15 protein-coding genes, 1 pseudogene and 4 riboswitches are annotated in these 18101 nt (G+C 48.7%); of the genes and pseudogenes, 10 read left to right on the forward strand and 6 right to left on the reverse strand.

Going from position 1 to position 18101, the window contains the following annotated elements; all coding sequences use genetic code 11:
- Positions 1 to 60 precede the first annotated feature (60 nt).
- The 8 genes and pseudogenes from AC50Y3_RS04830 to AC50Y3_RS04865 all read left to right on the forward strand — a co-directional run.
- Positions 61 to 1620 (forward strand): extracellular solute-binding protein, encoded by a 1560-nt coding sequence (locus tag AC50Y3_RS04830; RefSeq protein ID WP_494817598.1) that lies wholly within the window; start codon positions 61 to 63, stop codon positions 1618 to 1620.
- A gap of 91 nt (positions 1621 to 1711) precedes the next feature.
- Positions 1712 to 3796: a hypothetical protein gene (locus AC50Y3_RS04835; protein WP_494817599.1), complete on the forward strand. Its 2085-nt coding sequence runs from the start codon at positions 1712 to 1714 to the stop codon at positions 3794 to 3796.
- On the forward strand, positions 3780 to 3980 hold the full coding sequence (locus AC50Y3_RS04840; protein WP_494817600.1) for a hypothetical protein: 201 nt from the start codon (positions 3780 to 3782) through the stop codon (positions 3978 to 3980). Before AC50Y3_RS04835 ends, AC50Y3_RS04840 begins: the two co-directional genes overlap by 17 nt.
- A gap of 162 nt (positions 3981 to 4142) precedes the next feature.
- Positions 4143 to 5042, forward strand: a complete 900-nt coding sequence (gene gnd, locus AC50Y3_RS04845) for a phosphogluconate dehydrogenase (NAD(+)-dependent, decarboxylating) (RefSeq protein WP_494817601.1) — start codon at positions 4143 to 4145, stop codon at positions 5040 to 5042.
- A gap of 107 nt (positions 5043 to 5149) precedes the next feature.
- Positions 5150 to 5821 (forward strand): GntR family transcriptional regulator, encoded by a 672-nt coding sequence (locus tag AC50Y3_RS04850; RefSeq protein WP_494817602.1) that lies wholly within the window; start codon positions 5150 to 5152, stop codon positions 5819 to 5821.
- A 164-nt stretch (positions 5822 to 5985) separates the two neighbouring features.
- Positions 5986 to 7347, forward strand: a complete 1362-nt coding sequence (locus AC50Y3_RS04855) for a GntP family permease (RefSeq protein ID WP_494817603.1) — start codon at positions 5986 to 5988, stop codon at positions 7345 to 7347.
- A gap of 66 nt (positions 7348 to 7413) precedes the next feature.
- Entirely contained in the window at positions 7414 to 8949 is a 1536-nt protein-coding gene (gene gntK, locus AC50Y3_RS04860; protein ID WP_494817798.1) for a gluconokinase, read from the forward strand.
- 110 nt (positions 8950 to 9059) lie between these two features.
- A pseudogene (locus AC50Y3_RS04865) lies at positions 9060 to 9701 on the forward strand (HAD hydrolase-like protein); the annotation flags it as partial.
- A gap of 43 nt (positions 9702 to 9744) precedes the next feature.
- Here AC50Y3_RS04865 and AC50Y3_RS04870 read toward each other — a convergent pair.
- The 3 genes from AC50Y3_RS04870 to AC50Y3_RS04880 all read right to left on the reverse strand — a co-directional run bounded on the left by AC50Y3_RS04870 (position 9745) and on the right by AC50Y3_RS04880 (position 12021).
- Positions 9745 to 10575, reverse strand: coding sequence for an alpha/beta hydrolase (locus AC50Y3_RS04870; RefSeq protein WP_494817604.1), 831 nt, complete (start codon positions 10573 to 10575; stop codon positions 9745 to 9747).
- A 194-nt stretch (positions 10576 to 10769) separates the two neighbouring features.
- Positions 10770 to 11522 carry a Crp/Fnr family transcriptional regulator gene (locus AC50Y3_RS04875; RefSeq protein WP_494817605.1) on the reverse strand — a complete coding sequence of 251 codons (753 nt, stop codon included), beginning with the start codon at positions 11520 to 11522 and terminating at the stop codon, positions 10770 to 10772.
- Entirely contained in the window at positions 11431 to 12021 is a 591-nt protein-coding gene (locus AC50Y3_RS04880; RefSeq protein ID WP_494817606.1) for an urease accessory protein UreH domain-containing protein, read from the reverse strand. Before AC50Y3_RS04880 ends, AC50Y3_RS04875 begins: the two co-directional genes overlap by 92 nt.
- A gap of 17 nt (positions 12022 to 12038) precedes the next feature.
- Here AC50Y3_RS04880 and msrA point away from each other — a divergent pair, with 17 nt between their 5' ends.
- Positions 12039 to 12557, forward strand: coding sequence for a peptide-methionine (S)-S-oxide reductase MsrA (msrA, locus tag AC50Y3_RS04885; protein WP_494817607.1), 519 nt, complete (start codon positions 12039 to 12041; stop codon positions 12555 to 12557).
- Between the two features lie 371 nt (positions 12558 to 12928).
- Here msrA and gcvPB read toward each other — a convergent pair whose 3' ends face one another.
- Genes gcvPB through gcvT form a run of 3 tightly spaced genes read right to left on the reverse strand, consistent with a single transcriptional unit; the run spans position 12929 to position 16856 of the window.
- On the reverse strand, positions 12929 to 14389 hold the full coding sequence (gcvPB, locus tag AC50Y3_RS04890; protein ID WP_494817608.1) for an aminomethyl-transferring glycine dehydrogenase subunit GcvPB: 1461 nt from the start codon (positions 14387 to 14389) through the stop codon (positions 12929 to 12931).
- On the reverse strand, positions 14386 to 15741 hold the full coding sequence (gene gcvPA / locus AC50Y3_RS04895; RefSeq protein ID WP_494817609.1) for an aminomethyl-transferring glycine dehydrogenase subunit GcvPA: 1356 nt from the start codon (positions 15739 to 15741) through the stop codon (positions 14386 to 14388). The genes gcvPB and gcvPA overlap by 4 nt, the downstream gene beginning before the upstream one ends.
- Positions 15742 to 15746: 5 nt before the next feature.
- A complete protein-coding gene (gcvT, locus tag AC50Y3_RS04900; RefSeq protein WP_494817799.1) occupies positions 15747 to 16856 on the reverse strand; it encodes a glycine cleavage system aminomethyltransferase GcvT in 1110 nt (369 codons plus the stop codon).
- Between the two features lie 103 nt (positions 16857 to 16959).
- Positions 16960 to 17056, reverse strand: a riboswitch (glycine riboswitch).
- Between the two features lie 3 nt (positions 17057 to 17059).
- A riboswitch (glycine riboswitch) is annotated at positions 17060 to 17163 on the reverse strand.
- A 139-nt stretch (positions 17164 to 17302) separates the two neighbouring features.
- Positions 17303 to 17415: riboswitch (glycine riboswitch) on the forward strand.
- A 4-nt stretch (positions 17416 to 17419) separates the two neighbouring features.
- Positions 17420 to 17499, forward strand: a riboswitch (glycine riboswitch).
- 197 nt (positions 17500 to 17696) lie between these two features.
- On the opposite strand from gcvT, the gene gcvH reads away from it, so the two are divergent.
- Entirely contained in the window at positions 17697 to 18089 is a 393-nt protein-coding gene (gene gcvH, locus AC50Y3_RS04905) for a glycine cleavage system protein GcvH (RefSeq protein WP_494817610.1), read from the forward strand.
- The last annotated feature ends 12 nt before the right edge of the window (positions 18090 to 18101 follow it).

Below are 18101 nucleotides of genomic sequence, written 5' to 3' on the forward strand. Positions count from 1 at the left end.
GGAATGGGGCAAGCCGGTTTAACAATATAAGCGTTCCTACAAGAAAGGGGTTCCTCAATCATGAAGCGTATGAAAGCTTTTACCGTTCTGCTAAGTAGTATCCTGCTTATAAGCAGCGTGCTTGCAGGCTGTTCATCCAGCAATTCCTCGACTACTCCGAAGACATCGAACAACGAAGTTTCCGGAACAAATGGTGGTGGAAACTCTGCGGGCTCCGGCGAATCGAAAAATGCAGTCAAACTCGATATTATTGAAACCGGTAACAATTTGCCGACTCCGGATAAGGACTTTATTAAACAGGCGATTGACAAAGCGATACAGACGGATTTGAATCTAACCGTGTACGCATCCGGTGATGATTATAAAAACCAATTGAATGTGCGGCTGGCATCCGGTAATTTTCCCGATTTATTTCAAGTTTCAGATCGGGCAACGCTTAAACAATTCGTCGAACAGGGGCTTGTGCTTGATTTGACCCCTTATACGGATAAGCTGCAGCCGGTTAAGGATTTTATCGGCGATGAGAGCTTCAAGAAGACAACGTTTGACGGGAAAGTGTACGCCGTTCCGAAAGCGCCTAGCATCCCTTACAACACCTATTGGATTCGCAAGGATTGGCTTGATAAGCTCGGCCTTCAGCCGCCTTCTACAATCGAAGAATTTCTGAATGTGGTTAAGGCGTTCGCCGAGCAGGATCCGGACGGCAATGGCAAGAAGGATTCACTTGGTCTTACCGGCAGCAAGCTTTCCACGTTCGCTCCGATCTTCGGCGCATTCGGCGTTGGGGATCCGAACACATTCTACGTCAAGGACGGAAAGCTGACCAATTCTCTATATGACCCGGCAATGAAAGATGCACTAGCATTCATCAAACAGCTTAACGACACCGGTGCAGTCGATCCGGAGATTATGGCCAATACCGGCCTTCAACATCAGGAGAAAGCAATTAAGGGGCAAGCAGGCATAGTCTGGATCGACTGGCCAAACTTGAGTAAGGATCAATTCACCGAACAAATCAAGAAAGTAAACCCCAACGCGAATTGGATTCAACTCGCACCTCCCAAAGGGCCGGGGGGCCAGTACGACGGTCCGTACGATGTAGGGGGAACAACCGGGATCTATGCAATCCCGAAAGCGCTGGAAAACAATAAGGAGAAATTACAGAAAGTATTCGACCTGCTGAACTATGTTTCCGGCAAGGAAGGATCGATGCTGGTGCAGTTCGGCATTAACGGAACGCACTACAATTTAGAGGGCGACAAGGTTACGCCGACCGAGCTGATGGGGAAGGAAGCCGGATTCACGTGGCTGTATCAGTTTACCGGCCGACCGGAAATGGCTTATCTGGAAACGAAATTCGCGCCACAATCGCAATTTATTCAATTCGCGAATAATCAGCCAAGAATGCAAGTCTTAAACGGATTTCTGACCAATCCTGAAGGGTACAATCCAGCGGACAGCAGCCGGTTCATCGAAGAAGAATTCGTAAAATTCATTTATGGAAAAACCCCGTTAACGGGGTACGACAGCTTCCTTAAAACGCTTGAATCGAGCATGAATTTCAAAGCGTACATGGATGCCTCGACTAAACAGCTGGAGGAGCTCGGTTACGGCAAATAAGTAGAAAGAGCGCTTCATATGTGTATATACGCGTTTTAGGATTAATTTACCAACTCAACCCTGTCGAAGACTCTGAAGGCGGAGGTAAATTATGAGTAAATGGTATAGAAGGTATCGAGGCGACGCTCTTAGACTATTTCTGGTATTCATTCTGGTATTCACGTTCATTCCAGCAGGAAGAGAAACGCTTGCAGAAGGGATAAAGCTGACAACCGGCAATTATTATTACAGCCCTGCGCCGGATGCAGGAAACTCTCCCGACTATGGTGCAACCGGCTTAGTTTCGTCAGCGAACGGCAAGCTTCTTGACGACTCAATGACGACCTATGCCGGTTGGATGGGGAGCGCAACATCGAGTGGCACCGTGCATGTAGGGTTTGATCTGCTAAAGGACTACCCGCTTGAGAGCATTAACATCGTGCTCAATTCTCCGAACAGCTACTGGGGCTATAAACAATTTACGGTCAAATACCGTCCCGAGGCTGAAACCGATTATTACTATATTGCCGGCAAGCATGTTAAATCAGGAAGCGCTTTGAATGATGCGGTTAACATCCCTATGGATAATAAGACGGCTAGGTTTATTGTCATCGATATTAAACGGGCGAATGCTTATCAGCATATCCCGCTTACGGAAGTGCAAGTTTATATCGGTACCGGGGATGTAGGGCAGAATCCGGCTGCCGCTTATAGCGTAGAGCAGATGCAGGCTGAACTGAAGAAAGATGCATTGATGGTGGATAAATACGGGCAATGGGTTTATGATTCGTGGGCCGGAAAGGTTTCGACTGATTCACAATTGAAGCAGGAATATGCCAGTGAGTCGAATGCACTCTCAAAGGTATCACTAGACCGCTCTAAATATGATCAGTTTGGCGGTATTAAAAGTCTGGGACAGTACAAAGCTACCGGTTATTTCCGACTCCAACAAATCGATGATAAATGGTGGTTTATCACTCCTGCCGGCTATAAATTCATTCTGAAAGGCGTGGATGCGACAAGTATTTGGGAATGGGGATACGGAACGCCGTTTAAGAAAACAGACGGCTCGCTTCGGAAGGTGTTCGAGGAGCTCCCTGATCCGAGCGTGTATGCCCCTGCTTATACAAATGACTTAAATGGCGAGAGAGTCAGCTTCGTGATCGCAAACGTGATGAAGAAATACGGACGCAACTACGAGTCGAAATGGGAGGAGCTTACCAAGAAGCGATTGATGGACTGGGGCTTTAATGCCTTTAGTAAATGGAGCAGACCTAATCATGTGACGTTTCCCTATATACAGGTATTGCAAGATCCGATGACTTTGAAAAGGATTCAATGGACATACGATGTATTCGATCCGCAAGCTGAATCCATTATCGATAACGCGTTAAGTGCACAGCTCCAGAAGGGGAAATATGATCGGTGGTTGATTGGCTATACGTACGATAATGAGGCAGGATGGACGACCGATATAGTAAAAGAAATATTGACGTATGATTCGACATCTGCGGCAAAAAGTGCGTTTGTGGATTTTCTTGCGCCAAGATATCACAACGACATCCAAGCTGTAAATGAGCTTCTTGGCACGAGTGCGGAATCATTCGATAGCTTAAAGAATACGCCGATCGCAATCGCGGACGTTCCGGCTGTTGACGTTTCAGACTATATGAAGCTGGCCTCCAAAACCTACTTCTCGACAATCCGCGGTATTATCGAAAAATACGATTCGAACCATTTGTTCTTAGGTTCATCTGTCGTTCCTACCTGGCGGACCAGCCTGGATTGGGATTCGGCTGCTATGGAATATGTAGATGCTTTTTCAGTAGATCAGTACGCGAAAGAGGCAAGCTGGTTATCCAGGTATGAAGCATTCGGCAAACCGCTGCTCAATCTGGAATATACATTCAGCACAGGCGAGCGAGGTTTATCGCCGGTCAGTGCGGCAACATCTACAGCCAGTATTGCGGAGAGAGGTGCGGCTTTCCAAGCTTTCATTGAGAGTCAGACCGCCCATCCGCTCTTTGTCGGCTCGGGTTGGTTTGGATATTATGATCAGGCAGTTACCGGTCGTAAAGATGGCGAGAATTTCAATACAGGCTTGGTTAACCAGCAGGATCAGCCTTATACAGAGATGACTACGATCATGAAGAGCGTCAATGCAGAGCTCGAAACGATCCATGAGAAGGGGAGATAAAAATAGGGATGCCAGTAATCTAGATGATCCACAAACCATCGTAGATGCGATTGCGGCGCAAGCAACCGGAGAAATCGTGAAATTCCGGTCAGTCGTAGGCGAAGCAGGGAACAATCTTCTGGAGCTGCGGAAGTCGGTTCCTATCGAGGAATACTTGGAAACGATTATGCAAGGCTATAAATAACTTTGTGATCGACTTAGGGTCAGTCTAATATTAGCTAAGAATACAAGAGCAAACCTTCATACAGGTTTGCTTTTTTTAACATTTACAGATCATAAATCATGGTGTAAAATCGACACCATAACTTGTATACAAGTATACTTGTAGACCTAAGAGGTGAACGAAATGAAATTAGGTATGATTGGTTTAGGCAAAATGGGATTTAATCTGGCGCAAAATTTGCTTCAAAATCAGCATCAAGTTGTGGTTCAAGATGTTAACCCCGCGCCCGGTCAGAAGTTGGCGGAATTAGGAGCTGAAACCGCTGAGACGATAGAAGAATTGGTGAATAAGCTGCAAGCTCCCCGAGTCATATGGATCATGGTTCCCGCAGGGAAAATTGTCGATCAAGTACTCACAACTCTTGCACCGCTTCTAGAACCAGGGGATATCGTAATCGATGGCGGCAACTCGCACTATAAGGATTCGATCGCTCGTGCGGAACAACTGCATGCGCAGGGCATTCGATTCTTTGATGTCGGCACGTCCGGGGGAACCGAGGGTGCGGTGCGCGGAGGCTGTTTCATGATCGGCGGCGATCAAGAAACGTTCGTCATCATTGAGCCTTTGTTTCAAGCTATCGCGGTGGAGAAAGGCTATTTGTATGCCGGCAAAAACGGCAGCGGCCATTTTCTGAAGATGATTCACAATGGTATCGAGTACGGCATGATGCAATCCATTGCCGAAGGCTTCGAATTGTTATCGAAGAGCGACTTTGACTATAACTACGAAGAAGTTGCGCGCGTTTGGTCGAATGGTTCGGTCATTCGCAGCTGGCTGATGGATCTGACGGAACAGGCTTTTGCCAAAGACCCGCAATTGGACGGCATCCGCGGAATCATGAAGAGCTCAGGCGAAGGGAAATGGACGGTAGAGACTGCGCTTGATCTGGAAGCCAGTACGCCGGTAATCGCCCTTTCCTTATTAATGCGTTACCGTTCATTGGAAGCAGATACGTTCCATGGCAAAGTGGTTGCGGCACTGCGCAATGAGTTCGGCGGTCATGCCGTAGTCCGGAATTCGTAATGGCATTTCACCTTCGCATAGTATCCGAGGCCGAATTTATGTTAAAATCGATAATACTTATCGATGTTAACGTTCGAAATTGATCTGTGTAGGAGAGTTGAAGCCTGATGCGGTATCCATCTGTTTGGTTGCAAGGCGTATCCCGCGGGGATGCAATCGCTTGTGAATTAAGGCTGCAAATTATTAAGGGAACGATTAAACCGGGGGAGATCATTTCGGAGAACCGGGTTGCTGCCGACTTCGGCACAAGCCGGTCCCCGGTTAGGGAAGCATTGAAAACGTTGTCAAATGAAGGGCTTATCCGCCTGGAACGAATGGGAGCGGTCGTTCTCGGACTCAGTATGAAGGATCTTGAAGAACTATACGATGTCCGGTTTTTGATCGAAAGCTTCGCTCAGCAGCGTCTGGCCACGGGGGATCATGGGGCATTGTTTGTTAACCTGAAGCAGTTCATCGACAGGATGGAGCTCGCAATGAAATACAAAGATTGTGTCGAGTTTTCTCGGCTTGATTTTCAATTTCATGAAGCGATCATTACGGAAGCCAAGCATGCAAGAATTCTGCATCTATGGAAGAGTATCCGCCATATTGTGTTGACCGTGATGTTAATCACAACGGACGAAGTGTTCTCCGAGGGAGAAACAAAGCTGAATGCGGTTATCGAGAAGCATCGCGTGCTCTTGAAAGCGCTCGAATCGAAGGAAGTTACATTGATTCAAGAAGAGGTTCGGGCTTATTTTGCCGATTCCATCCAAACGCTTCATAACAGTATTTCATAAAAGGTGATTCGAAATCGACGCATGGATATGCGTTTGACTTAAGTTGTCGACAAGTATACAATACTTTGATTTCTAGAAATTGAAATCGGTTGCTGGTGGAAAGGGATTTTGCTGCCCATACTATCCAAGAACCGGGCAGTCCGGATGATTAAAGGAGGTTCATCATGAGCACGATCTTTGGATTCAGTCACAACGTAACGTTAATTATATGGGCACTCGTTTCCATCGTATTTCTTGTTACGCTTATCGCGAAATTTAAATGGAACCCATTCGTTACGCTGCTTATTGCGGCATTAATGCTGGGTTTGCTTGCGGGGATGGCACCTGCGGATGTAATTAAAGCGGTTACCGGCGGTTTAGGCGGCACGCTCGGAACGATAGCGATCGTAATCGGACTCGGTACTATGCTCGGCAAGATGATGGCAGAGTCCGGAGGAGCCGAACGGATCGCAACGACGCTAATCGATAAATTCGGAGAGAAACGCGTACATTGGGCAATGATGATTGTCGGTTTTATCGTCGGTATTCCTGTCTTCTTCGAAGTCGGTGTGATCCTGTTAATCCCGATCGTGTTCATCGTCGCAAGAAAAACAAAAATGTCCTTATTGCAAATCGGGATTCCCGTACTGGCCGGATTATCTACCGTACATGGTCTCGTGCCCCCGCATCCTGCGCCGATGATTGCGATTGATGCCTATAAAGCGGACCTGGGCAAAACGATTCTGTACTCGCTCATAGTGGGCTTGCCAACTGCGATACTTGCAGGGCCGTTGTTCGGTAAGTTTATAGGTAAACGGATTATCACGGAGCCGCCGGCCAAGTTGGCCGAGCAATTCGCATCCTCGGATAACCGATCGCTGCCGGGCTTTGGAATTACGTTATTTACGATTTTGTCGCCGGTTATTCTCATGCTAATCGGGTCGCTGGCCAATATCATCGATCCACTGGCTACATCAAGTGTGACGCGGTTCTGCGAATTTATCGGGCATGAAGTAATCGCCTTGTTGATCGCAGTTATCTTCTCTTTCTATTCGCTCGGTTTCTCAAGAGGGTTCTCCAAGGAAGATGTGTCGCGCTTTGCAAGTGAATGCTTGGCACCTACGGCTACGATTATTTTGATCATTGGCGCAGGTGGTGCATTCAAGCAAGTGTTGATCACGAGCGGAGTCGGCGATGCCATTGCAGCACTTGCTACTTCGGCCCATGTGAACATCATCTTCTTCGCATGGTTCATCGCTGCTTTGATCCGAGTCGCTACGGGCTCAGCCACTATTGCGATGACAACGGCGGCGGGTATCATTGCCCCGATTCTTGGCCAAACCCCAGACGCCAATGTAGAACTCGTCGTATTGGCAACCGGAGCAGGCTCGCTTATACTCTCGCATGTCAATGACGCCGGTTTCTGGATGGTCAAAGAATTTTTCAATATGACGGTACCGCAGACCTTGAAGTCATGGACGGTCATGGAAACGATTTTGTCCGTTATGGGATTGATTTTCATCATGCTTCTAAGCACAGTCGTTTAAGATTTAAGGCAGCTACAGCATCACTTGCAATTGATCGGAAAGAAGGTTCATCTATTGAATCAACCAATGTATATGATTGGCGTCGATATCGGAACAACCAGCACCAAATCCGTGCTTTTCGAAGAGAATGGTACCATTGTCACCAAAGCGGATGAAGGATATCCGCTATATACGCCGACCTCGTCCGTGGCCGAACAAGATCCCGATGAAATATTTCGCGCAGTCCTTCTTACCATCAAACGTGTCATGGCTCAAAGTGGGGCAAAACCCGAACAGATCCTATTTGTTTCCTTTAGCTCCGCGATGCATAGCGTCATTGTTGTAGATGCCGATGGCAAGCCGCTCACGCGCAGCATTACATGGGGGGATAACCGGAGCGCGGCATGGGCTGAGCGGCTAAAACGGGAACTGAATGGACATGAGATCTATAGGCGGACAGGGACACCGATTCATCCCATGTCACCCTTGCCGAAGCTAATGTGGCTTCGACATGAGAACGAGGAATTGTTCCGGCAGGCAAGCAAATTTATATCGATTAAAGAGTATGTATTTGCTCAGTTATTCGGTGAATATGTGATCGATTATTCGATTGCGTCGGCAACCGGTATGATGAATCTGGAAAATCTGGATTGGGATGAAGAAGCACTTAGACTTGCAGGGGTTTCGAGGAGCCAATTGTCCCGGCTTGTGCCTACAACCCATTCCCTGCAGGGGCTGAAAGCTGTCTTCGCTGCCGAGACCGGCCTTGCCGCATCTACGCCATTCATCGTAGGTGCCAGCGACGGCGTGCTCTCGAATCTAGGTGTTAATGCAATTGAGCCCGGCATCGTCGCAGCGACAATCGGAACAAGCGGCGCCGTTCGCACAGTGGTGGATAGACCGGTGACCGATGCCAAGGGAAGAATCTTCTGCTATGCGCTCACGGATAAGCATTGGGTGATTGGTGGCGCAGTCAATAACGGCGGAATGCTGTTACGGTGGGCACGGGACGAATTTGCAGCAGCCGAAGTAGAGACAGCCAAACGGCTCGGCATTGACCCGTATGATTTATTGATGGACATCGCGGCACGGGTTAAACCTGGTTCGGACGGTTTGCTGTTCCATCCGTATTTGACCGGCGAGCGAGCGCCGCTATGGAATTCGAATGCAAGAGGATCCTTCTTCGGACTCCATATGCGTCATCATAAAGAACATTTCATTCGTGCCGTGCTGGAAGGGGTTATTTTCAACCTGTATACGGTATTGTTAGCGATGGAAGAGAATATCGGACGTCCGAAACGGATCATGGCTACGGGCGGTTTCGCCCGCTCGCCTCTATGGCGCCAGATGATGTCGGATATTTTCGATCAGGAAATCATCGTACCCGAATCATTCGAAAGCTCTTGTCTAGGCGCTGTTGTACTTGGTTTATATGCGGTTGGGAAAACGGATTCCTTGGCTGTCGTCTCCACGATGGTGGGTTCCACACATGCGCATCATCCGAACAAGCAGCATGCCGCGATTTATCGTGAACTGTTGCCGATTTATCTTCAAGTTTCCGCTAAGCTGGAAAGCGAGTACGAGGCAATCGCGCAATTCCAGCAGAAATATGCAACGGAATAATCCTAACAATAGAGCGTCTCTCAGCCACAAATGCTGTGAGGCGCTCTTATTTTGTATAATTAATGTGTTAAAATAACTGGACTAGACAAGGAGTTGAAGCCATGATTCGAACCTTTATTTTTGATATGGATGGAACACTGTTTCAAACCGATAAAATTTTAGAAATATCGCTCGAGGATGCATTCAATCAATTAAGGCAGCAGCAGCAATGGAATAAAGAAACACCAATTGATATCTACCGAGAAATTATGGGTGTACCACTTCCGCAAGTGTGGGAAACGTTGCTGCCCAATCATTCGATGGAGATCAGGAAACAGACGGATGCTTTTTTCTTGGAACGATTAATCGCGAATATAAAAAGCGGCAAAGGCGCACTGTATCCTAATGTGAAGGAAATTTTCCGATATCTGAAAGAGAATAAATGTTCCATCTTCATTGCAAGTAATGGGTTAAGCGAATATTTACAAGCCATTGTAAGCTATTATCAATTGGATGAATGGGTAACGGAGACTTTTAGCATCCAGCAAATCACCTCCTTAAATAAATCAGACTTAGTTCAAAGTATCGTTGAGAAATATGCCATTACGAACGCGGCCGTAGTCGGCGACCGGATATCCGACATTAATGCAGCCAACGATAACGGTTTCTTATCAATTGGATGCAGGTTTGATTTCGCACGGGAGGAAGAGCTAGCCCAAGCCGATAAGGTGATATCCGATTTAAATGAGCTTAAAGCGTTAGTAGCTGGGTAAAAAAAGGCATCCTAATGGATGCCTTTTGTGATATTGTGACGGTTTATCGCAATTGAGCCGGAGCCCAGTTCATAATGTAATCGGCAATTTCTTGGAAACCTTTCTCCGCAATAATCCAATGAGACCGTTTGGGGAACTCTACATACTGAGTAGTTGCTCCGGATTGTTGGTCATAAAGCTGAAAGTTCTTCTTTACCATTGCAGCAGGCACGATATGATCTTCTTCTCCTGCGATGATCAGCAGCGGGCCTCGTTTACCGTTCTTGAAGTCAACCGTTAGCGGGCTTGCGGAATAGAAGGAAGCAAATGCACTTTGGAAGAAGATTTTGCTTGTTTCAGGGACAGCATAGTTGAACGCTTCTTTCTGTTCCTTTAATGGCAGTGTATTTACGAAAGCAAATTGGAATTGCTCGAACGATAAGCGCACGGTCTTCCTCCAAGGCTTAAGAAGAATGGAGGCGACTGACTTGGATGCCGTCTTGAAGGCTCCCGGGTTAATCCCTTTAGTAGCTGCCGGGTCAATGGCGATACCAGCGGCACCTAAATTGCGGTCCATAAGAATTTGCGTAATCAACCCACCGAAAGAATGGCCAATTAAGATCGGTTTCTCCGGCAATGCTTGAATAATACGTACATAATGATCTACGACTTCCTTTAGACCGAGCCTTCCAAGCGTTTTGGAAGGGGTGTTCCGAAGGGCATCAAGCGTCCGATCATGGTAGGGCCAGGCGGGAGCCATTGTCTCATAGCCGCGCTCCATAAAGTAGTTCCGCATTGGCGCCCAGCTGTCCGGTGTCATAAAAGCTCCGTGAATAAAGAGAATAACCGGCTTCTTCGATTGATTTGTAGTTGAATGCATAGCAACGTTGTTCATGTATGATTTCCCCTTTCGGCTGATGAAGTGTTGGTTGATAGGTATGATCATAACAGGACTGATTTGTACGAACCGTAACTTTGTCACATAACGAAATAAATAAACGATCTTGTTTGCATATGACGCAACAAAGCCGCCTTGATGGCGGCTTTGATTGGCTTATAGCTTAAAGCTTGCGGAAGCATTGCTCCTTCTTATAACTCTATGTAGCTCTCGAGCGCGGTTCGATTATTAATCATGATCTTGCCTCGTGAGAGTGTAATGATTTCTTCCTTCTCAAGCTGCTTCAACGTTCTGCTGATCACTTCGCGGGCTGTGCCCAGTTCAGCGGATATGCTGTCATGGGTAATACGCAGGGTATCGGAACCTCCGGATTGATCCGCCATTTGAACAAGAAATTCCGCAACTCTTCCGCGTATGGATTTGAAATGGATGCTGTCCAGCAGATTGGACATGATGACGATCCGCTTAGCGAATGATTTGAAGATAAATCGCCGGAATGTCTTATAACGATCCGTCCAGTCGCGAAAGATCTCAGACGGAATCGCCAGAGCTAAACCAGTCGTTTCTACGCAAGCAGAGGCTTCGTATTCGGCTTCGCCCAATATACTTGAGGTCATTAATGGACAACATTCTCCGCTATGTATGCGATACAAGGTAATTTCCCGGCCCCCGGCGCTTATTTTAAACATTCTAACGGTACCTTCCAGAATCAAAATCGCGTACTCCAAAAATTGTCCTTCTTCAATAATATAATTAGGTTCCATTTGAAGTAATTGGATACCCTCATGTTTCCAATCCTGCTCAGTGATATCCGCTAAGCTTGGGAATAAGGAAAGGATTCGCGATAAATGCTCAGACACAATCAAGTGTTTCAGCTCCTTTGAGTTTGTACAGTTTAACTGCGTCAACATCGAAAAAAGCAGCCCTTCGGCAGAAGGCGTCATTTCTCTTTATTAGCAGAATGCCCATAACGATAAGCAGCAAGCCGGATACGACTTTCAGCTTCGGCAAATGCTTATTGAAGGCACGCAATCGTCCGACCAATGGATCGGAGAAGAGGGGAAGGACTAGAAACGGAATCGATAAACCGAGTGCGTATACGAGCATGTAACCCCCACCTTGAAGGGCAGAACCTTCACTGGCCGATAAACTGAGCACAGCCGCGAGAATCGGTCCAATGCACGGCGTCCAGCCAAAACTGAACGTAAAGCCCAGCAGGAAAGCAGAGGCATTGGCAAAATGCAGGGAGAAAAGAAGGAAAGTATCCCGGCGAAAAACACGCTGCCGATGAACACTTGCAAATGCGACATGGCTACCACCTCCTTGTAAGTACCATTGTACGAGTTTCATAACTGAAAGGGTATACACTCTGACGATGAGATTCTGTGATATGATCATGTGTAATCGCAGGTGATTTTGTGATACCATTCTGGTGAATGACATCTAGGGAGGAATTGAACATGGACAAAGCAACTTTTGCCGGCGGATGTTTCTGGTGTATGGTTACGCCATTCGAAGAATTGCCGGGTATCGATAGCATTGTGTCTGGTTATACAGGCGGCTCAACGGAGAATCCTACGTATGAAGAGGTGAAATCGGGAGAGACAGGTCATGTCGAAGTCGTACAAATTACGTTTGACCCTGAGTTATTCCCATATGAGAAGTTATTAGAGCTCTATTGGCAGCAGATTGATCCGACAGATGAATTTGGGCAATTTCACGACCGCGGAACACAATATGCGACTGCAATCTTTTATCACAACGATCAGCAGCTGGAGCTGGCGCTTCAATCGAAACAAGCGCTGGAATCAAGCGGCCGCTTTGATAAACCGATCGTAACGAAGATTTTGCCGGCGGCGGCTTTCTACGCAGCAGAAGAGTATCATCAAGATTATCATAAGAAGAACCCTAAGCACTACAAAGAAGATCGCGAGAAGTCCGGTCGTGATCAGTTCGTTCGAGACAACTGGAGTAAATAATCAAAGGCAGCCGATCCATCGATCGGCTGCCTTTTTTGGTTGCTAATTATATATAAATGAATATTCCTTGCGAGATCTCGTATTTCAGATGTTTAAGGAAGCTGAGCATCTCAAACGTTGGTGAGGGCCGAAAGGCTGGGGGCAGCAACTAGCAGAAATAACATAGACGTATAGGTAGCCGCAACTAAACCTTTGGACGAATTTCGTCTGAAGGTTTTTGTTTGATTGATTCTGGGGAATGAGCGAAAGAAGAGCAACAGGGATCTACATGGAACTTGGAACTATAATAGAAGAAAACAAGCTGCCAACACATGGATTGGCAGCTTGTTCAGTTTCATATTGGCGAATGAGAGGCGGCTATGCGAGACTTGTTAGCTGCAAGAGCAATTGAGTACCGGTTTGCGGGCGGCTGTTGTCTCGTCGAGCCGGCGTACGACGGTATGATAGGGAGCGCCAAGAATAATCGACGGATTTGTCCGCGCTTCTTCGGCGATTTGGATCATCGTATCGATGAAGCCGTCAAGCGTCTCTTTACTCTCCGTTTCCGTCGGTTCAATCATAATACATTCTTCAACGTTAAGCGGGAAGTAGATGGTTGGCGGATGGTAGCCGAAGTCGAGGAGCCGCTTGGCTACGTCTAATGTACGAACGCCGAACTCCTTCAGGCCGCGGCCCGACATCACGAACTCATGCTTGCAGACGCCTGGATATGGGAGCTCGTAATGCGGAGCGAGCCGGTGCATCATATAGTTGGCATTCAGAACAGCGCATTCCGAGACACGGCGCAGACCTTCCGGCCCGTAGGTTCGAATATACGTATATGCCCGTACAAGTATGCCGAAGTTCCCGTAGAACGCTTTGACCCGGCCAATGGATTCAGGACGGTCGTAGTCAAAGTAATACGTACCGTCCTGGCGCTGAGCGACGAGCGGACTAGGCAGATACGGCATGAGCTTGCTCTTCACGCCTACAGGACCGGCTCCCGGACCGCCGCCGCCGTGCGGCGTGCTCATCGTCTTGTGTAAATTAAGGTGGACCACGTCAAAGCCCATGTCACCGGGCCTGGTAATCCCCATGATTGCATTCGAATTCGCTCCGTCGTAATAGAGGAGTCCTCCCGCCTCATGGATGATGTCTGCGATTTCTACGATTTGTTCCTCGAAAAGGCCGAGGGTGCTCGGATTTGTAAGCATGAGCGCTGCGGTATCATTACCGACAACTGCCCGCAGCGCTTCAAGGTCGACCATCCCGCGCTCATTTGATTTGATCGTGATGGTCTCGAAGCCTGCGACGGTGGCGCTGGCGGGATTCGTTCCATGCGAGGAGTCTGGCACGATCACTTTGGTGCGAACATCCCCGCGGCTTTCATGATAAGCGCGAATCATCATCAGTCCGGTCCATTCGCCGTGAGCGCCAGCGGCCGGCTGAAGTGTAACCTCATCCATGCCGGTGAGCGCAGCGAGATCCTTCTGGAGCACGTACATCAGCTCGAGCGCACCTTGAATGCTGATTTCCGGCTGATAAGGGTGAATCTTAGCAAAGCCTGCGAAGCGAGCGGTGTCTTCGTTGATTTTGGGATTGTACTTCATGGTGCAGGAACCAAGCGGATAAAAGCCGTTATCGACGCCGAAATTGCGTCTCGACAATTCGGTGTAGTGGCGGATGACGTCGACTTCGTAAACTTCGGGTAGTTGAGCAGGCGACTGCCTCAGCATCGCCGCAGGTATCAAGCTAGAAGGATCCATTTCTGGCACATCACAAGGAGGGAGAGAGTAGGCGACACGCCCTGGCTTGCTTAGCTCGAATATTAAAGGTTTGGTATGTGTAGTCATGCCAGTTCCCCCAGTCTAGTAACGAATAGATCGATTTCGGTACGTGTTCGTTTCTCCGTGACAGCAATTAACATATGTCCTTGCAGCTCCGGGTAGGCGATCCCGAGATCGTAGCCTCCTAGGAAACCGGATGCCAGCAGCTTTAAATTCGTTTCTTTTACGGATACACCAGGCGGAAGTTTCACGACGAATTCATTAAAGAACGGAGCAGTAAAGGGTTGTTCCAAACCGAGCTTATCCAGCTGCCCGGCCGTATAATGGGCTTTCTGGAGATTTAAGTTTGCGACCTCGCGCAAGCCTGCTTTGCCCATCGTCGACAAATAGATGGAAGCGCACAGAGCGAGCAGTGCTTGATTCGAGCAAATGTTGGAGGTCGCTTTCTCCCGCCGAATATGCTGCTCCCGGGCTTGTAGCGTCAGAACAAACCCGCGCTTCCCATCGCTATCCTTGGTTTGGCCGACGATCCTGCCCGGCATCCGGCGCATAAGCGATTCGGTGACGGCGAAGAAGCCGCAAGTAGGTCCTCCTAGCGATTGCGAAATGCCAAGCGGCTGCGCATCCCCGACGACGATGTCGCTGCCGAGTTTTCCCGGCGACTCCAGTAAACCGAGCGCCAAAGGATTACTGCTTACAACAAGCAGTCCTTTCGCTTGGTGGATGATAGGCTCGATGGCTGCCAGGTCCTCGACGGCGCCGAAGAAATTCGGTGATTGTACGAGCACGGCTGCAGTCTTGGCATCAACCGCTTCCCGTAGTGCGCCAAGATCAGTTACGCCATTCGTGAAGCCGACTTCGACGATGTCCAAATTTAAGCCGCGCGCCATCGTGCGGACCATCTCGCGGGCTTCCGGATGAACGGTACGCGAAATCACAAGGCGATTTCGCTTCGTCGCGCCGGCGGCCAGAGCGCCTGCTTCGGCCAGGGCAGTAACGCCGTCATACATACTCGCATTGGCAACAGCCATGCCGGTCAGCTCGCAAATGTACGATTGAAATTCGAAGATGGCTTGAAGCTCCCCTTGACTGATCTCCGGTTGATAAGGGGTATACGCGGTATAAAATTCGGAACGCGAGATCATGTGATTGATAACGACAGGCACGTGGTGGTCATAGATTCCCGCGCCAAGAAAGCTCTTATATCGGTCTGTGTCGGCATTGCGTCCAGCCAGCTCTTTCATATGCTCAAGGAGGGAGAACTCATCAAGCGCTGAGGACATTGGCATCGTACCTCGGTAACGGATTGCCTCCGGAATGTCCCGAAATAACTCGTCGATCGACGCTGCGCCAATCGTCGCAAGCATGTCGGATTGGTCTTGTTCAGTTATGGGAATGTAGCGATGTAGGGAAGCCATGAATATCACTCCTTCGGAAGTCTTTTATAGAATGGGGTCTTAATGACCTTGGCTTTCAGCTGTTTACCTCTAATCTCTACCGTCAGCTCAGTGCCGAGCGCGGAATAGTTGGCGTCGATTAAGGCGAGACCGAGATTTCGTTTCAACGTGGGGGATTGTGTGCCTGTCGTGACTGTGCCAATTAACGTTCCGTTTGCGAAAACAGGATAATGAGGGCGGGGGATGCCGCGATCGATCAATTCGATACCAACGAGCTTGCGGGCCAACCCTTCATCCTTCTGCCTAATCAGAGATTCCCGGCCAATGAATACTTCTTTGTCCAGCTTGACGAAGAAACCGACTCCTGCTTCTAGCGGTGTGATAGCGTGCGAAAGCTCTTGACCGTACAGCGGCAAACGCGCTTCGAAGCGAAGCGTGTCGCGAGCTCCGAGTCCGGAAGGGAGCAAACCGAATGGTTCGCCTGCTGCCAGAAGCTTCTTCCAAACATCGCCGGCTTTTTCTGCCTGCACGTATACTTCGAAGCCATCCTCGCCCGTATAGCCGGTTCTCGAAATCATCACATTCACTCCATCAAGCGAGGTGTTCGCCGCGAAGCGGAATGGAGCTAGCTCAAGAACCTCGTTGCTAGCCCCCGCGGCTGCCATCACGGCAGCGGCGGAAGGTCCTTGCAACGCGAGAAGGGCCAGTTCGTCGGAAATATTCTTAAGCTCGACATCCCCGATTAAATGACTACGCATCCATTCGTAATCCTTATCGATGTTCGAAGCGTTCACGACGACCATGAACTGATCTGCCGTAATGCGATAGACGAGCAGGTCATCGACGACGCCTCCATCGGGATAACACATCAGCGAATATTGCGCTTGACCATCGCTCAGTTTAGCGACATCGTTGGTCGTTAACAGCTGCAAGAAAGCTTCTGCGAATAAACCGGTGACCGTGAATTCTCCCATATGGGATACATCGAATAGACCGGCGCGCTGCCGAACGGCGTCATGCTCTTTCTGAATGCCGGAGAACTGGACAGGGAGTTCCCATCCGCCGAAATCGATGCAGCGGACCTCCGGATGAGCGGCATACAGCGGGAACAACGGTGTTCTTTTCAAATCGGCCATCATTACTCATCTCCTTGAACTCGAATTCGCAGATTCACGCAAAGAAGGACAGCAGCAAAAAGGCCGCGCATCCTCAGCCTATGCTGCGTGCGTTTCCTCTTCGCTCTGTCCTTTGTACCTGAGAGTTACCTTATGCTCATAAGAAGAATGGAACATAAGTTTCCCCGTTGGTGATCTCGCAAGCGAGATGCTCTCCAGAGGTGCGTCCGATAATGGTCCTTTTGCCTGAGAGATTCACCCATCTTAGGTTTACTCCTTCGGCGCCGCCGCAAACTAGCCTGTGGGCGATCTCTCCCATTACCATCATCCGCTTATTTGATTATCTCCCTCTATTCTTACACGAACACGAGAGGTAGTGTCAATTAAAAACATTTAATGTGTTAGATATATTGACATTAAGATTCCTTCTGTTTTAAGCTAAACCCATCACCAACTGAATACGCGGATGACGATGGTAGGGAGAGACTTCCGGAGCAAACGCTCCGGAGGCACCGAAGGAGCAAGTCGACGGCCGGCCGGCCGAAGATCAATCTCTCAGGTAAACGTACCGCCATTCGACGCAACTCTGGAGAGAGCGAATAGCCACCAAAGGGGTAATGGCGGTTCATTGAATCGCTTAAACTCTCAGGTACCCGGGACAGAGAACTTGGCGCATAGCCGGTTCTCTGTCTTTTTTTGTTCCTATACCGGCATACTTGGCGTACAACTTATGCATATCATCGCGTTCAAAGCCGTATGCTTCGGCAAGGCATTAAATCCTTCTTTAAAAGCATATGCAGCAAAGGTCGTCAATAACGCTTGGACGCTGGCGATTCACTATTTTCGGAGAGGATGTTGAGCATGAGTGATGTAAAAGCAGGATTGGGCTATTCAGAGGAGCATGAATGGGCTGAAGCGAGGGGGACCCTTGTTCGAATCGGAATATCCGATTTCGCGCAATGTCAGCTTGGCGACATTGTTTTCATGGAATTCCCTGAAGTGGGGGCGGCACTTGAGGCGAACGAACCGATGGGCACGATCGAGTCCGTGAAGACCGTATCTGATCTGTTTAGCCCTGTCAGCGGAACCGTAGTGAAAGTAAATGAGGTACTGCTGGACGAACCGCAAAAAGTGAACGAGGACCCTTATGGAGAGGGCTGGATCATCGAGGTCAAGGTGGAAGGCGACGCAGCGGAAGCGGTGGCTTCGCTCTGGAGCGCTGAGCGATATTCGGCGTTCATTGCTTCCAAATAAGGAGGTGCATGA

This window comes from Paenibacillus sp. J22R98, assembly GCF_059383835.1.

Bases quoted from the DNA above. Each gene is read 5' to 3' on its own strand.
- AC50Y3_RS04830 (WP_494817598.1), top strand. From the start codon at position 61: ATGAAGCGTATGAAAGCTTTTACCGTTCTGCTAAGTAGTATCCTGCTT.
- AC50Y3_RS04835 (WP_494817599.1), top strand. From the start codon at position 1,712: ATGAGTAAATGGTATAGAAGGTATCGAGGCGACGCTCTTAGACTATTT.
- AC50Y3_RS04840 (WP_494817600.1), top strand. From the start codon at position 3,780: ATGAGAAGGGGAGATAAAAATAGGGATGCCAGTAATCTAGATGATCCA.
- gnd (WP_494817601.1), top strand. From the start codon at position 4,143: ATGAAATTAGGTATGATTGGTTTAGGCAAAATGGGATTTAATCTGGCG.
- AC50Y3_RS04850 (WP_494817602.1), top strand. From the start codon at position 5,150: ATGCGGTATCCATCTGTTTGGTTGCAAGGCGTATCCCGCGGGGATGCA.
- AC50Y3_RS04855 (WP_494817603.1), top strand. From the start codon at position 5,986: ATGAGCACGATCTTTGGATTCAGTCACAACGTAACGTTAATTATATGG.
- gntK (WP_494817798.1), top strand. From the start codon at position 7,414: ATGTATATGATTGGCGTCGATATCGGAACAACCAGCACCAAATCCGTG.
- AC50Y3_RS04870 (WP_494817604.1), bottom strand. From the start codon at position 10,575: ATGAACAACGTTGCTATGCATTCAACTACAAATCAATCGAAGAAGCCG.
- AC50Y3_RS04875 (WP_494817605.1), bottom strand. From the start codon at position 11,522: ATGACGCCTTCTGCCGAAGGGCTGCTTTTTTCGATGTTGACGCAGTTA.
- AC50Y3_RS04880 (WP_494817606.1), bottom strand. From the start codon at position 12,021: ATGTCATTCACCAGAATGGTATCACAAAATCACCTGCGATTACACATG.
- msrA (WP_494817607.1), top strand. From the start codon at position 12,039: ATGGACAAAGCAACTTTTGCCGGCGGATGTTTCTGGTGTATGGTTACG.
- gcvPB (WP_494817608.1), bottom strand. From the start codon at position 14,389: ATGACTACACATACCAAACCTTTAATATTCGAGCTAAGCAAGCCAGGG.
- gcvPA (WP_494817609.1), bottom strand. From the start codon at position 15,741: ATGGCTTCCCTACATCGCTACATTCCCATAACTGAACAAGACCAATCC.
- gcvT (WP_494817799.1), bottom strand. From the start codon at position 16,856: ATGGCCGATTTGAAAAGAACACCGTTGTTCCCGCTGTATGCCGCTCAT.
- gcvH (WP_494817610.1), top strand. From the start codon at position 17,697: ATGAGTGATGTAAAAGCAGGATTGGGCTATTCAGAGGAGCATGAATGG.